A 12,158-nucleotide genomic window follows, 5' to 3' on the forward strand; every position below is an offset into this window, starting at 1 on the left:
CCGTAGGGGCGACTCCGGACGACCGCCGGGCGACCGTCAGGAGCGCAGGTGGTCGGCGATGCGGGGAGCGATGGCGCGCAGGGCACGACCGCGGTGGCTGATGGCGTCCTTGTCTTCGCGGCTCAGCTCGGCCGTGGAGACCTCGTAGCCGTCGGCCGCGAACAGCGGGTCGTAGCCGAAGCCGCCCGCTCCACGCTCCTCGTGCAGCACGCGACCCGGCATCTCGCCGATCTCCACGATCTCCACACCTGGCGCGCAGAACGCCATCGCACACCGAAACGAGGCGCTCCGGCGCTCGTCGGGCACATCGGCCAGCTGGGCCAGCAAGAGACGGTTGTTGGCCGCGTCGCCGCCCTCATCCTTCGGCACACCGGACCACCGTGCCGACAGCACGCCGGGCATGCCGTTCAGCGCGTCGACGCAGATACCCGAATCGTCGGCGAGCGAGGGTAGGCCGGTGGCGGCGAGCGCCGCGCGCGCTTTGATGAGAGCGTTGCCCTCGAAGGTCGGCTCCGTCTCGGCCGGCTCGTCGTAGTCGGCGACATCGCGCAGTCCGAGAACCTCGACCTCCGGGACGAGCGGCGCGAGGATGCGCCGCAGCTCATCGAGCTTCTTGGCGTTGTTCGACGCCAGCACGACCTTCATCGGGCGAGGGCCTCGCGCTGGAGAGCGGTCAGATCGGCGCAGCCCTTGCCGGCGAGCTCCAGGAGGGCATCCAGCTCGCCCTTGTCGAACGGCGCTCCCTCGGCGGTGCCCTGCACCTCGACGAAGCGGCCGTCACCGGTCATCACGACGTTCATATCGGTCTCCGCGCGGACATCCTCGACATACGGCAGGTCGAGCATCGGCGTGCCGTCGATGATGCCGACGCTGACCGCGGCAACCGATCCCGTGAGCGCGTCGCCGGTGAGGGCCCCCGCACGGCCGAGATGGGCCACGGCATCGGCCAACGCCACATAGGCCCCCGTGATGGCCGCGGTCCGCGTGCCGCCATCGGCCTGGAGCACATCGCAGTCGAGGGCGATGGTGTTCTCGCCGAGAGCGCCGTAGTCGATCACCGCGCGCAGGGAGCGGCCCACGAGCCGGCTGATCTCGTGCGTGCGGCCACCGACCTTGCCCTTGACGGACTCGCGCGGCGACCGCTCGTGCGTGGCCTGCGGCAGCATGGCGTACTCGGCGGTGACCCAGCCGAGACCCGATCCCTTGCGCCAGCGCGGCACTCCCTCGCTCGCGCTCGCGGCGCACAGCACCCGGGTGCGCCCGAACTCGACGAGACACGAGCCCTGGGCGTGATCGAGCCAGTTCCGGGTGATGGTGATGGGGCGGAGCTGATCGGGGGTACGGCCGTCTTCACGCGTCATACTCCGACCGTATCGGGTCGCGCTGTCGATCCCGCGCGGTGGCCGGGATCGACGAAGGCCCCGGACCGTGAGGTCCAGGGCCTTCGTGCGGAGCCCGTCAGCCGACGGGTGTCAGGGAGCTAGTGCTCAGGCTCCCGTGTCGACACGCTCGGGCTTGCGGGGCTGCTCGGGCCCGGGCTGCTCGGGAGCCGGCGGCTCCTCGGGGGCGTCGCCACCCTCGACCACCCTGACGTAGTAGTTCACAGTGCCCGCCTCGCCGCTGGCCACCACGCGGAACTGCTGGCCCACGGAGGCACCGGTGATCGTCAGGACGCCCTCGCCGGCACCGTCCTGGCCGAGCGGCTCGGTCTCGAAGTCGCCGATCGACTCCTCCTCGCCGGTGTCCTCATTGAAGAAGCGGATATCGCCGGTCACGACCTCACCGGAGTTGAATCCCGCGAACTGCAGCGGGATGCCGGCGGCCAGCTCGGCGACGGTCGCCTCCTCCGGACCGGTCACGGAGACGCCCTCGGTGATCGTCAGCTCGATGCTCTCGTTGACGTACTGAGTCTCGCCGGCCTCATCCTCGTACTGGTATCCGACGCTCGCGGTGTACTTGGGCCAACCGTCGGCATTGGGCGCGACCGGGGGGTACTCGTCGCTCGGCCGGACAGTGCCGACCCACGAGCCGTCCTCCTGCTGCACGACCTCGGCCTCGTCAACGAGGCCGCCGCCGTTCTCACCCATGGAGCCGATGGCGACCGTGAGCGTCTCGACCTCCTCGGGCACCTCCTCGACGGTGGCGGTGACGCCTTCGCCCCAGCTGCCGGCCTTGAAGGTGGTGTTTCCGAAATCGACGACGAGATCGTCGCCGAGCTCGGCAGCGGTCGCCGGAACTGCCACCAGACCCAGGCCGAGCGTCGCCGCTCCGGCCAGTGCCACGGCGGCGCGTGTGATGATGCGCATGTGGTCCTTTCGTGCGACCACACGTCACCGCGCGGCCGAGTTCAGCAAATGGACGAGGCCGGTCGTCGGACCGCACCCCGCGCACTTAGCAAAACATGAGGAAGCCGTCATATGCACATCGGGTCCATATCTTGGGACGACCGGACCACTATCAGGCGGCTCGTGTGGCCACGATGATGTCGTTCTCGTGGTACTCGCCGGTCTCCGGGTCGAGGATGCAGGTGATCACCACGAGCCGCGCCGGGTCGTGGGTCCAGATGTCCTGATCGGCGATCTCGGTCTTGGCGATCTCGAGCTTCTCCTCGACGACATACGGCTCGCCGCGATAGGTGAGCTCGTCGCCGGCATCGAGGGTACGCACCTCGTCGCCGGCGCATCCCTGGTCCTCGCACGCGTGCGCGAGCACATAGTCCGTCCCGCCGTCCTCCGGGTAGCCGTTCTCGGGATCGACGACCTGCCAGAAGTTCTCGCCGGCGTCCGGCGGATTCCACACCGGGCTGTAGGGCATGGTCTGGACGGTCTCGATGTCGACCTCCGGCTCCGGCGCGGGAGTGGTGGGCGTGGCGATCTCCGCCGAGGCGCGAGGAGCCGGTTCCGGTTCCGATGAGCTGAAGACGCCGGCGAGCGCGGCGACGAGCACCGCGATCACGACGACCGTGAGAAGTCCGCCGCCGGCGAACCAGGGCCAGCGGCGGGTCAATGTTTCCTTGAACGTCATGTCGGTCGCGGGTCCTCCCCCGTCATCGTGTGGTCGACAGCTCGAAGACCTGGCCGGCCGTGACCAGCTCGTAGTCGCCGTCGTAGGTCGTCAACAGGTCGCGCTCGACCTCGGCACGGTCGGTCCACGCCGGGATGTGGGTGACGAGCAGCCGTCCGACGCCCGCCTCCGCGGCGATCTGACCGGCCTCGGATCCGGTCAGGTGCAGGTGGGGTGGATTGGTGGCCGAGTCGACGAAGGAAGCCTCGCACAGGAACAGGTCCGCTCCGTCGGCGAATCCGGCGAGCTCGTCCATCGGGCCGGTGTCGCCGGAGTAGACGATCGAGTGCCCTTCGTGCTCGAGGCGGACCGCGTAGGCCGCGACAGGGTGGCTCGTCAGCATGGCGCGCAGCGTGAACGGTCCGATCGTCGTCTCGAGTCCATCGGTCAGATCGCGGAACTCGAAGGGCAGCGTCATGCCGTTCGGATTGGTCGTGCCATAGGCGTCGGACAGATGCCAGTCGCTCCCCGCGGGCGCGTACACCGGCAGCCGCGGCAGGAGCCCGGTCGGATGGTACTTGCGGACCACATAGAGCCCGCTCATGTCGAAGCAGTGGTCGGGATGCAGGTGCGAGAGGCTGATCGCGTCGATCTCCCGTAGATCGATGTAGGTCTGCAAGGGCCCGAGCGCACCGCTGCCGAGGTCGAGCAGCATACGGAAGGTGCGCCCCTCGTACGGTGCCTCGACGAGATAGCAACTCGCCGCCGAGTCGGGACCGGGAAAGGAGCCCGAACAGCCGATGATCGTCAGTTTCACACTGTCACCCACGCAAACTGGTCGACGGAATCGATCTCGGGACCGAGGAACCGGCGACCGAGCCGCGCGAACTCCTCCGGCTGTCCGGTAGTGAGGAAGCGGTGCCGCGGCGGCGCGAGGGAGCGATCGCGTTCGAGACCTTCCCGCACGAGCAGGCGGAAGACGTCTTTGGCCGTCTCCTCGGCCGAGGACACCAGGGTCACGCCGTCTCCCATGACGTAGGACAGTACCCCGGTCAGGAGCGGGTAGTGCGTGCACCCGAGCACGAGCGTGTCGACGCCGGACTCTTTCACGGGACGCAGATAGCTCTCCGCGACCGACATGAGCTCGGGCCCACTGGTGACGCCGGCCTCGACGAAGTCGACGAAGCGTGGACACGGCTGGGTGATCACGTCGATCGCGGGGTTGGCGGCGAAGGCATCATCATAGGCCCGCGAGATGGCGGTGGCCTGGGTGCAGACCACGCCGATCCGTCCGTTGCGGGTGGCGTTCACGGCTCGCCGGGCGGCGGGCACGATCACCTCGATCACGGGCACGTCGTAGCGCTCGCGCGCATCGTGCAACACGGCGGCGCTGGCGGAGTTGCAGGCGATGACGAGCGCCTTCACCCCTTCACGCACGAGATGGTCCAGGCAGTCGAGGGCGTATTCGCGCACCTCGGCGATCGGTTTGGGGCCGTAGGGCTGCCGGGCGGTGTCGCCGAGGTACACGATCGGCTCGTGCGGCAGCTGGTCGAGTACGGCTCGGGCGACCGTCAGTCCGCCGAAGCCGGAATCGAAGATGCCGATGGGTGCGTCCGCCACAACATCTGAGCGTACGACCCCGGGCACACGATGCGAAAATCGAGGCTCGCAGAACCACCGCGGGTGCTGGTCAGAGCGGCAACTTGGGCTGCGGCGGGGCGTGGGTCGGGTCCACGCCGTCGAAGAGGCTGGAGACGGACTCGCCGGCGTGCACCCGCGCGATGGCCTCGGCGAACAGCGGTGCGACGGACCGGACCCGGAGTTCTGGCCAGTCATCGGGACGGGGAACCGTGTCGGTGGCGACCACCTCACGAATGAGTGGATGATCGCGCAGCCGCTCGACCGCTGAGCCGGTGAACAGCCCGTGTGTGCACGCCACACTGACATCGCTCACCTGCTGCTGCTCCAGCATCGCCACGAGTTCGACGATGGAGCCTCCGGTCGCGATCTCGTCATCGAGCACGATCGCCCGCTTGCCGGCGACATCGCCGACGATCGCGTCGATGACGACCCGATCGTCGGCCTTGCGCTGCTTGCTGCCCGCCGCGACCGGGATACCGAGCAGACGAGCGAGCTGCGAGGCGGTCTTGGCGTTGCCGAAGTCCGGAGAGACGATCACCGCATCGGAGAGGTCCGTCCCGCGGTAATAGTCGGCGATCTCGCCGAGAGCGGTCAGATGATCGAGCGGAACGCCGAAGAAGCCGTGCACCTGGGGTGCGTGGAGGGTCATCGTCATCACTCGGCTCACCCCGGCGGTCATCAGCAGATCGGCGACGAGCTTGCCGCCGATCGAGATGCGAGAGGCGTCCTTCTTGTCCGATCGGGCGTAGGCGTAGTGCGGGATGACCGCTGTGACCGAGGCCGCCGAGGCGCCCCTCGCGGCATCGACCATGAGGAGCAACTCCATCAGATGGTCCTGAGTCGGCGGGACGAGCGGCTGGACGATGTAGACATCGCGCTGCCGGCAGTTGTCCAGCAACTGCGCCTGGAGGCAGTCGTTGCTGAAGCGTTGGGTATCGGCGGGCGACCGCGTGATCCCGAGGTTGTCGCAGATCGCGTCGGCGAACTGCGGATGGGCGCTACCGGAGAACACGGCGATCTGGTTCACGCTCCGAAGGCTAACGGAGCGGCCCGAGCACGGGAAGCGGGTGGACTCCCTCCGCACACGGCATCCTGTGACCATGGCCTACGACCTCGAACTCGCCGATCGCCTGCGCGATCTGCTGATAGCCGAGCCGGATCTCACCGAGAAGCGCATGTTCGGTGGTCTGGCCTTCCTCGTCGGAGGCGCCATGGCCGTCGCGGCGACCGATGACGGTCTGCTGCTACGTGTGGACCCCGAGGAACGCGACCAGCTCGCGACCGATCCGCTCGCGGGCCCGTGGATCATGCGCGGGAGCGAGCTCCGTGGCTGGCTGCGAATCGAGGCCGATGCCAGCACAGCGGCGGAGACCCTCGAGCCGTGGCTCGAGCATGCCGTCCGCGCCGCCCGGGCCTCGCGCTGACGGAACCCGGCGACGTGAGATCAGGCCCAGAGCTGGCCGTCGAGGCGATCCTCGGCCTCGTCGAGGGTGCCCTCATAGGCGCCGGTCGACAGGTACTTCCAGCCGCCATCGCACACGATGAAGCAGATCTCGGCCCGCTCCCCCGCCGTGACGCTCTTGGCCGCCTGGGCGAGCGCAGCGTGCAGGATCGCCCCCGTGGAGATGCCCGCGAAGATGCCCTCACGCTCCACCAACTCCCGCACGCGCCGCACCGCGTCGCGCGGCCCGACGCTGAACCGGGAGTCGATGAGCGACTCGTCGTAGAGCTCCGGCACGAAGCCCTCGGCGAGATTGCGCAGCCCGTAGACCAGCTCGCCATAGCGCGGCTCGGCGGCGACGATCCGGACTTCGGGCCGGTGCTCACGGAAGTAGCGGCCGACGCCCATCAACGTGCCCGTCGTCCCGAGCCCGCCGACGAAGTGCGTGATCTCCGGCAGATCGGCATGGATCTCCGGTGCCGTGCCGCGGTAGTGCGCCTCCGCATTGGCCGGATTGCCGTACTGGTAGAGCATCACCCAGTCGGGATGCTCCGCAGCGAGACCCTTCGCCACGCGCACGGCCTCGTTGGAGCCACCGGCTGCCGGGGAGGCGATGATCTCCGCGCCCCACATCCGCAGGAGCAGACGCCGCTCCTCGGAGGTGTTCTCCGGCATGACGCAGATCAGCCGGTAACCGCGCTGTGAGGCGACCATCGCCAGCGAGATGCCGGTATTGCCGCTCGTCGGCTCCAGGATCGTGGAGCCGGGCGTGAGCCGGCCGTCCGCCTCGGCCGCCTCGATCATCGCGAGGGCGGCTCGATCCTTGATCGAACCGGTGGGGTTACGATCCTCGAGCTTGGCCCACAGCCGCACCTCCGGCGAGGGCGAGAGCGTCGGCAGACCGACCAACGGGGTGCGGCCGACCGAGTCGACCAGCGAGTCGTATCGCGCCACGTCAGCGCGCGCCGCCGGCGACGGCCGGCAGGATGACGACGGTGTCGCCGTCGGAGAGCTCGGTGGACAGGCCACCGGTGAAGCGGATGTCCTCGTCGTTGACATAGATGTTGACGAATCGGCGCACCTCGCCGTCCTCCAGCAGACGCTCACCGATGCCCGCGTGGCGTGACTCGAGATCCTCGATCAACGCCTGGATCGAATCGCCCGACGCGTCGACGGCACGCTCACCGTCGGTGTAGGTGCGCAGGATCGTGGGGATACGGACCTCGATGGCCATCAGACTTCTGCCTTCTCTGTGAGTGCTGGACTACTCGGGGGTGCTGCTGTCGGTGTAACGCTCGACGACCCGGACTTCTTCCTCGATCACCTCGCCGCCCGAGATCCGGTAGCTCCGGAAGTCGATCGGCGTGCCCTCGGCGTCGGCTCCGTCGCGGGTCGAGACGAGGACATAGTGCGCGCCCGGCTCGGCGGCGAGATTGATGTCGGTGCGCGAGGGATAGGCTTCGGTGGCCGTGTGCGAGTGGTAGATGACGACGGGCTCCTCGTCGTTGTCGTCCATCTCCCGATAGAGCTTCAGCAGGTCACCGGAGTCGAACTCGTAGAACGTGGGCGACATCGCGGCGTTCAGCATCGGGATGAACCTCGCGGGACGATCGGACCCGATGGGGCCGGCGACGACGCCGCAGGCCTCGTCGGGATGGTCGCGACGCGCGTGCGCGATGATCGCGTCGTAGGTGGCGCGGTCGATGGTCAACACGTCGACCAGCCTATCGGCGTCCTGCGGCTCCCCCGCACCCTGTCCACCCAACGGACTTGTACCGAGATGTGCTTCGATTCCGTCGACCGCAGGGAGCTCCCATTGACGATCTAGGAGCACATCTCGGTCAAGTGCGTCACTCCGCGGCCTGGACCAGGGTCTCCTGGACGAACCCCAGCCAGTCGTAGACATCGGCCATGGCGGCCGTGGCGGGATCGGCGTCCTCGGCGAGGCGTTCGGCGTCCTCATCGCTCTCGATGCCCAATCGCACCGCCAGCGCGATGCGCACGTCGGTGAAGGCCCGCAACCAGGCAAGCGTCTGTCCTTCGTCCAGCTCCACCTCCACATCGACATCCTCGCCGGCTCCCATGCCGCCCTCGGCCAGGGCCCCGATGAGGGACTCGGCATTGGCGACCTTGGCCGAGGTCAGCGTCTGCTCGGTGTAACGCCGGAACTCCGCGGCGTCCTCGGGGTCATCGGCGTACGCATCGGGCAGGAGGCGGGCGAGAACCGGGTCCTCCGGAGGCAGCACCGGTCCGTTCATGCCGACCATCGCGGCGAGCGGGTCCGCGGACGACTCGGACTCGCCATTGCGGTCGCGCAACAGCTCGACCACCTGCGCGGCCAGATTCGCCAGCAGCTGGGCTTCGTTCTGCTCGAAGCTCCCGACGACGCTACCCCGCCGCCTGATGAACGGAGTCACAGCTCTGCCCTCTCCAAGGTGGACCACAATCCGTACTCGTGCATCGCCTGGACGTGACGCTCTTGCTCCTCACGCCGACCGCTGGAGACGATCGCCTTGCCCTCGTGATGCACCGCGAGCATCAGCTCGGTCGCCTTCTCCTCGGTGTAGCCGAAGTAGGTCCGGAACACGAAGGCGACATATGACATCAGATTGACCGGATCGTTCCACACGATCGTGACCCAGGGATCCTCCAATTCGACGCCGAACTCGAGATCGGTGTCGGGAGCGATCTCCGCGGGCGCGGGGCCGGTGGCTGAGACGGTCACCACCCCATTGTGGCGGACGCGCGGTGACCACGGCGCCACCACCGCACGGCACACCGATCTATGCTCGGGCGCATGGGGACGCACCCGGACCGTTCGACGGCCTTGCTCACCGATCGCTACGAGCTGACGATGCTGCACGCCACGCTCGCCGATGGCCGCGCCTCCCGGCGCAGTGTCTTCGAGATGTTCACCCGGCGTCTGAGCGGCGGCCGGCGGTACGGCGTCGTGGCCGGCACCGGAAGGATTCTCGAGGCGATCGCGGACTTCCGGTTCGGCGACGACGAGGTGCGGTTCCTGCGGGACAGCGGCGTGATCGACGCGACCACCGCTGCGTGGCTGGCCGATTTCCGGTTCGGCGGCGATATCTGGGGTTACCCGGAAGGCGAGCTCTACTTCCCCGGCTCTCCCGTCCTCGTCGTCGAGGGCACATTCGCCGAGTGCGTCGTCCTGGAGACCATGGTGCTGTCGATCCTCAACCACGACTCCGCGATCGCGACCGCTGGGGCACGGATGATCGCGAGCGCCGGAGACCGTCCCTGCATCGAGATGGGCTCACGACGCACGCATGAAGATGCTGCTGTCGCCGCTGCTCGCGCGGCGTATATCGCCGGTTTCGCGGCGACCTCCAATCTCGAGGCCGGCCGCACCTATGGAATACCCACCACGGGCACCGCGGCCCATGCCTTCACCCTCGTGCACGACACCGAGCGCGAGGCCTTCGAGGCGCAGATCGCCGCATTGGGCAGCGACACGACGCTGCTGGTCGACACCTACGACATCGCCGAGGGCGTCCGCAACGCGATCGCCGCCGGCGGGACCGGATTGGGGGCGGTGAGACTGGATTCGGGAGATCTCGCCCAGGTCGCCGCGGAGGTCCGTGCACAGCTCGACGGGCTCGGCGCGACCTCGACCCGCATCACGGTGACCAGCGATCTCGACGAGCACGCGATCGCGGCTCTGGCGGTGGCGCCCATCGACGGCTACGGGGTCGGCACGTCCCTCGTCACCGGCTCGGGGGTCCCGACGAGCGGCTTCGTCTACAAGCTCGTGGCCCGTGAGGACGACGGGGGCACCATGGTTCCTGTGGCCAAGAAGAGCAAAGACAAGATCTCGGTCGGCGGACGCAAGTACGCGGTCCGCCGGCGCGAGAACGACGTGGCTACAGCCGAGGTCATCGGCATCGGCGAGCCGCCGGCCACGGATCACGACGACCGCGAACTGCTCGTGCCGCTGGTGCGCGACGGAGTGCTGCAGGATCTCGGCACGCTCGGTGACGCGCGTGCCCGACGCCACGCCGCACTGCACGAGCTGCCCGCCACCGGTCTGCGCCTGAGCAAGGGCGACCCCGCCATCCCCACCCAGTACGAGGAGCGCTGACATGCCCACCAAGGCCCTCATCGTCGTCGATGTCCAGAACGACTTCTGCGAGGGCGGCTCACTCGCCGTGACCGGCGGGGCCCAGGTCGCCCAGGATGTCGCCGGGTTGATCGACGAGTCCCGGGCGGACTACGCCACCGTCATCGCCACCCGCGATCACCACATCGATCCCGGTCCGCACTTCTCAGAGCACCCGGACTTCGTCGACTCGTGGCCGCCGCACTGTGTCGCGGACACGACGGGAGCCGATCTGCACGCGCCCCTCACCTCACGGAGCTTCGACGCGATCTTCGACAAGGGCGAGTACTCCGCGGGCTATTCGGGTTTCGAGGGCGTCACGTCGACCGGGACCGAGCTCCCGACCTATCTGCGAGCGCACGGGATCGAGGCGGTCGACATCGCCGGGATCGCCACCGACTATTGCGTGCGGGCGACAGCGCTGGACGCCGCGAAGGCCGGGCTAGCGGTCACGGTGCTGCGCGACTACACCGCGGCCGTCCATCCCGATCGTCTCGACCGGGTCGAGGCCGAATGGGCCGAGGCCGGCATCGCCTTCACATGAGCGAGGCGCTTACCAATCGGCGGATGCTCGCCGTCCGCGACCGGATCGATGCCGACTACGGCTCCGCGCTGGACATCGAGACACTGGCCGCGGACTCCCATCTCTCACCCGATCATCTGATCCGGACCTTCGCGCGGGTCTTCGGCGAGACCCCCCATCGCTATCTGCAACGCCGCCGTGTCGAACGAGCCATGTTCCTGCTACGCGGCACCGACGCGCCTGTCACCGAGATCTGCGCGCAGGTCGGATTCACGAGCCTCGGCAGCTTCACCCGCACCTTCAGCACAATCGTCGGCGAGTCGCCGACGGCGCATCGCCGCCGCGGCCCGCTCCCCCGGTCCCTGGGGTGCTTCACCATGAGCTGGATGCGCCCGTCCACCGCGACCCATCCGGCGAACTCGTCGATTTCGGAGAAGCGAGGCGACGCGTCCAGAGCCTAGGTTGTCGTCATGACGATCACACGCACCAGGCTCTCCTCCATCTTCGTGACCGACCAGGACGAGGCACTCGGCTTCTACGTCGGAGTACTCGGCCTCGAAGTCGCCGTCGACGCCGATCTCGGCTTCATGCGCTGGCTCACCGTCGTCGCGCCTGGCGACGACCGGGAGATCCTGCTGGAACGCCCCGGACCGCCGGCCCACGACCCGGCGACCGCCGAGGAGATCGTGGCCCTCGTCGCCAAGGGAGCCGGGGGTGGTTGGATCGGCTTCTCGACCGACGACGTCGACGCGCTCCACGAACGTCTGGCCGCCGCCGGCGTGACCATCACCCAGCCGCCGACCGACATGGGCTACGGCCGCGACATGGGTATCCGGGATCCCTTCGGCAATGCCTTGCGCATCGGACAGATCCGCCCGATCGAGGAGATGGCCGACTGGAAGGGCTGAGCACTCGCTCTCACCGCACGTCGATGATGGTGGCGTCGCTCCATCGTGCGTGCGAGGAGGCGTCATCGAGGTGCCGCGCACGCACCTCGACGGCGCCGGGCTCGTCCAGGCGGACGTTGACGCTCGCGGTACCGACCACGAGCTCCCTCGTCACGATCCGGTCCCCGATCCGCAGCTGTACCTCGCCGTCGGGACGCGCGCCCTCGGCGCTGACCCCGACGACGAACCGGGCTGTGTCGCCCGCCTCGATCCGGGGAGTGAGCACCTGCACCCTCACAGTCGACGATCCGTCGACGTCCGTGGGGGAAGCTTGCTCGGCATAGGCCTTGGTCGGATTCACCGTGAGGAGCGCGGCGGCGGCCATGGCGGTCGCTCCTGAGACTGCGAGCAGCATGCCCGTGCGGGAGGCCCGGGCGATATGACGATGACGGATGCCGGTCATGCTCACACCCTGGCGAGCTCGGACGAACGCTCGGCGATGACCAGGTGAACGGGAGCAGAAGACTCCCGCCACGCTCGCCC

General features: G+C 68.5%; 18 protein-coding genes. 5 read left to right on the forward strand and 13 right to left on the reverse strand.

Annotated features, from left to right (window positions below; translation table 11 throughout):
* Positions 1 to 36: 36 nt before the first annotated feature.
* The 7 genes from rdgB to FNM00_RS15535 all read right to left on the reverse strand — a co-directional run bounded on the left by rdgB (position 37) and on the right by FNM00_RS15535 (position 5,671).
* On the reverse strand, positions 37 to 645 hold the full coding sequence (gene rdgB / locus FNM00_RS15505) for an RdgB/HAM1 family non-canonical purine NTP pyrophosphatase (protein ID WP_143914457.1): 609 nt from the start codon (positions 643 to 645) through the stop codon (positions 37 to 39).
* Positions 642 to 1,361, reverse strand: coding sequence for a ribonuclease PH (gene rph / locus FNM00_RS15510; protein WP_143914458.1), 720 nt, complete (start codon positions 1,359 to 1,361; stop codon positions 642 to 644). Before rph ends, rdgB begins: the two co-directional genes overlap by 4 nt.
* A 126-nt stretch (positions 1,362 to 1,487) precedes the next feature.
* Positions 1,488 to 2,306 (reverse strand): hypothetical protein, encoded by an 819-nt coding sequence (locus FNM00_RS15515; protein WP_143914459.1) that lies wholly within the window; start codon positions 2,304 to 2,306, stop codon positions 1,488 to 1,490.
* Positions 2,307 to 2,457: 151 nt separating this feature from the next.
* Complete coding sequence (locus tag FNM00_RS15520) at positions 2,458 to 3,024, reverse strand: sortase family protein (protein WP_143914460.1); 567 nt, start codon at positions 3,022 to 3,024, stop codon at positions 2,458 to 2,460.
* A gap of 22 nt (positions 3,025 to 3,046) precedes the next feature.
* Positions 3,047 to 3,820 (reverse strand): MBL fold metallo-hydrolase, encoded by a 774-nt coding sequence (locus FNM00_RS15525; RefSeq protein ID WP_143914461.1) that lies wholly within the window; start codon positions 3,818 to 3,820, stop codon positions 3,047 to 3,049.
* The gene (gene murI, locus FNM00_RS15530) at positions 3,817 to 4,623 is read right to left on the reverse strand and encodes a glutamate racemase (RefSeq protein ID WP_143914462.1); all 807 of its coding nucleotides are present in this window, start codon (positions 4,621 to 4,623) and stop codon (positions 3,817 to 3,819) included. Before murI ends, FNM00_RS15525 begins: the two co-directional genes overlap by 4 nt.
* Positions 4,624 to 4,693: 70 nt before the next feature.
* Entirely contained in the window at positions 4,694 to 5,671 is a 978-nt protein-coding gene (locus FNM00_RS15535; RefSeq protein ID WP_143914463.1) for a ribose-phosphate diphosphokinase, read from the reverse strand.
* Positions 5,672 to 5,744: 73 nt separating this feature from the next.
* Here FNM00_RS15535 and FNM00_RS15540 point away from each other — a divergent pair, with 73 nt between their 5' ends.
* The gene (locus FNM00_RS15540) at positions 5,745 to 6,068 is read left to right on the forward strand and encodes a TfoX/Sxy family protein (RefSeq protein ID WP_143914464.1); all 324 of its coding nucleotides are present in this window, start codon (positions 5,745 to 5,747) and stop codon (positions 6,066 to 6,068) included.
* A 20-nt stretch (positions 6,069 to 6,088) separates the two neighbouring features.
* Here FNM00_RS15540 and FNM00_RS15545 read toward each other — a convergent pair whose 3' ends face one another.
* From FNM00_RS15545 to clpS, 5 genes are all read right to left on the reverse strand, one after another.
* Positions 6,089 to 7,039, reverse strand: a complete 951-nt coding sequence (locus FNM00_RS15545) for a PLP-dependent cysteine synthase family protein (protein ID WP_221933772.1) — start codon at positions 7,037 to 7,039, stop codon at positions 6,089 to 6,091.
* A 1-nt stretch (position 7,040) separates the two neighbouring features.
* Positions 7,041 to 7,319, reverse strand: a complete 279-nt coding sequence (locus tag FNM00_RS15550; RefSeq protein ID WP_087624303.1) for a MoaD family protein — start codon at positions 7,317 to 7,319, stop codon at positions 7,041 to 7,043.
* A gap of 30 nt (positions 7,320 to 7,349) precedes the next feature.
* Complete coding sequence (locus FNM00_RS15555; protein ID WP_143914466.1) at positions 7,350 to 7,799, reverse strand: M67 family metallopeptidase; 450 nt, start codon at positions 7,797 to 7,799, stop codon at positions 7,350 to 7,352.
* Positions 7,800 to 7,935: 136 nt separating this feature from the next.
* Positions 7,936 to 8,502, reverse strand: coding sequence for a DUF2017 domain-containing protein (locus FNM00_RS15560; RefSeq protein ID WP_143914467.1), 567 nt, complete (start codon positions 8,500 to 8,502; stop codon positions 7,936 to 7,938).
* Positions 8,499 to 8,810 carry an ATP-dependent Clp protease adapter ClpS gene (clpS, locus tag FNM00_RS15565; protein WP_140400134.1) on the reverse strand — a complete coding sequence of 104 codons (312 nt, stop codon included), beginning with the start codon at positions 8,808 to 8,810 and terminating at the stop codon, positions 8,499 to 8,501. Before clpS ends, FNM00_RS15560 begins: the two co-directional genes overlap by 4 nt.
* A gap of 72 nt (positions 8,811 to 8,882) precedes the next feature.
* Between clpS and FNM00_RS15570 the strand changes: the two genes are divergently transcribed.
* From FNM00_RS15570 to FNM00_RS15585, 4 genes are read left to right on the forward strand one after another with little or no spacing between them, the layout of a single operon-like run.
* Positions 8,883 to 10,187: a nicotinate phosphoribosyltransferase gene (locus FNM00_RS15570; protein WP_143914468.1), complete on the forward strand. Its 1,305-nt coding sequence runs from the start codon at positions 8,883 to 8,885 to the stop codon at positions 10,185 to 10,187.
* Position 10,188: 1 nt separating this feature from the next.
* Positions 10,189 to 10,749 carry an isochorismatase family protein gene (locus tag FNM00_RS15575; protein ID WP_143914469.1) on the forward strand — a complete coding sequence of 187 codons (561 nt, stop codon included), beginning with the start codon at positions 10,189 to 10,191 and terminating at the stop codon, positions 10,747 to 10,749.
* A complete protein-coding gene (locus FNM00_RS15580; RefSeq protein ID WP_143914470.1) occupies positions 10,746 to 11,189 on the forward strand; it encodes a helix-turn-helix domain-containing protein in 444 nt (147 codons plus the stop codon). The genes FNM00_RS15575 and FNM00_RS15580 overlap by 4 nt, the downstream gene beginning before the upstream one ends.
* A gap of 9 nt (positions 11,190 to 11,198) precedes the next feature.
* Positions 11,199 to 11,636 (forward strand): VOC family protein, encoded by a 438-nt coding sequence (locus FNM00_RS15585; RefSeq protein ID WP_143914471.1) that lies wholly within the window; start codon positions 11,199 to 11,201, stop codon positions 11,634 to 11,636.
* A gap of 10 nt (positions 11,637 to 11,646) precedes the next feature.
* Here FNM00_RS15585 and FNM00_RS15590 read toward each other — a convergent pair whose 3' ends face one another.
* Positions 11,647 to 12,078: a hypothetical protein gene (locus FNM00_RS15590; protein ID WP_143914472.1), complete on the reverse strand. Its 432-nt coding sequence runs from the start codon at positions 12,076 to 12,078 to the stop codon at positions 11,647 to 11,649.
* Positions 12,079 to 12,158: the final 80 nt, after the last annotated feature.

The organism is Aeromicrobium piscarium (genome assembly GCF_007421815.1).
Lineage (GTDB): Bacteria > Actinomycetota > Actinomycetes > Propionibacteriales > Nocardioidaceae > Aeromicrobium > Aeromicrobium piscarium.

What these genes read in the sequence shown, in the direction of transcription:
- rdgB (WP_143914457.1), bottom strand. Translation starts at nt 645, where the DNA reads ATGAAGGTCGTGCTGGCGTCGAACAACGCCAAGAAGCTCGATGAGCTG.
- rph (WP_143914458.1), bottom strand. Translation starts at nt 1,361, where the DNA reads ATGACGCGTGAAGACGGCCGTACCCCCGATCAGCTCCGCCCCATCACC.
- FNM00_RS15515 (WP_143914459.1), bottom strand. Translation starts at nt 2,306, where the DNA reads ATGCGCATCATCACACGCGCCGCCGTGGCACTGGCCGGAGCGGCGACG.
- FNM00_RS15520 (WP_143914460.1), bottom strand. Translation starts at nt 3,024, where the DNA reads ATGACGTTCAAGGAAACATTGACCCGCCGCTGGCCCTGGTTCGCCGGC.
- FNM00_RS15540 (WP_143914464.1), top strand. Translation starts at nt 5,745, where the DNA reads ATGGCCTACGACCTCGAACTCGCCGATCGCCTGCGCGATCTGCTGATA.
- FNM00_RS15550 (WP_087624303.1), bottom strand. Translation starts at nt 7,319, where the DNA reads ATGGCCATCGAGGTCCGTATCCCCACGATCCTGCGCACCTACACCGAC.
- FNM00_RS15570 (WP_143914468.1), top strand. Translation starts at nt 8,883, where the DNA reads ATGGGGACGCACCCGGACCGTTCGACGGCCTTGCTCACCGATCGCTAC.
- FNM00_RS15575 (WP_143914469.1), top strand. Translation starts at nt 10,189, where the DNA reads ATGCCCACCAAGGCCCTCATCGTCGTCGATGTCCAGAACGACTTCTGC.
- FNM00_RS15580 (WP_143914470.1), top strand. Translation starts at nt 10,746, where the DNA reads ATGAGCGAGGCGCTTACCAATCGGCGGATGCTCGCCGTCCGCGACCGG.
- FNM00_RS15585 (WP_143914471.1), top strand. Translation starts at nt 11,199, where the DNA reads ATGACGATCACACGCACCAGGCTCTCCTCCATCTTCGTGACCGACCAG.
- FNM00_RS15590 (WP_143914472.1), bottom strand. Translation starts at nt 12,078, where the DNA reads ATGACCGGCATCCGTCATCGTCATATCGCCCGGGCCTCCCGCACGGGC.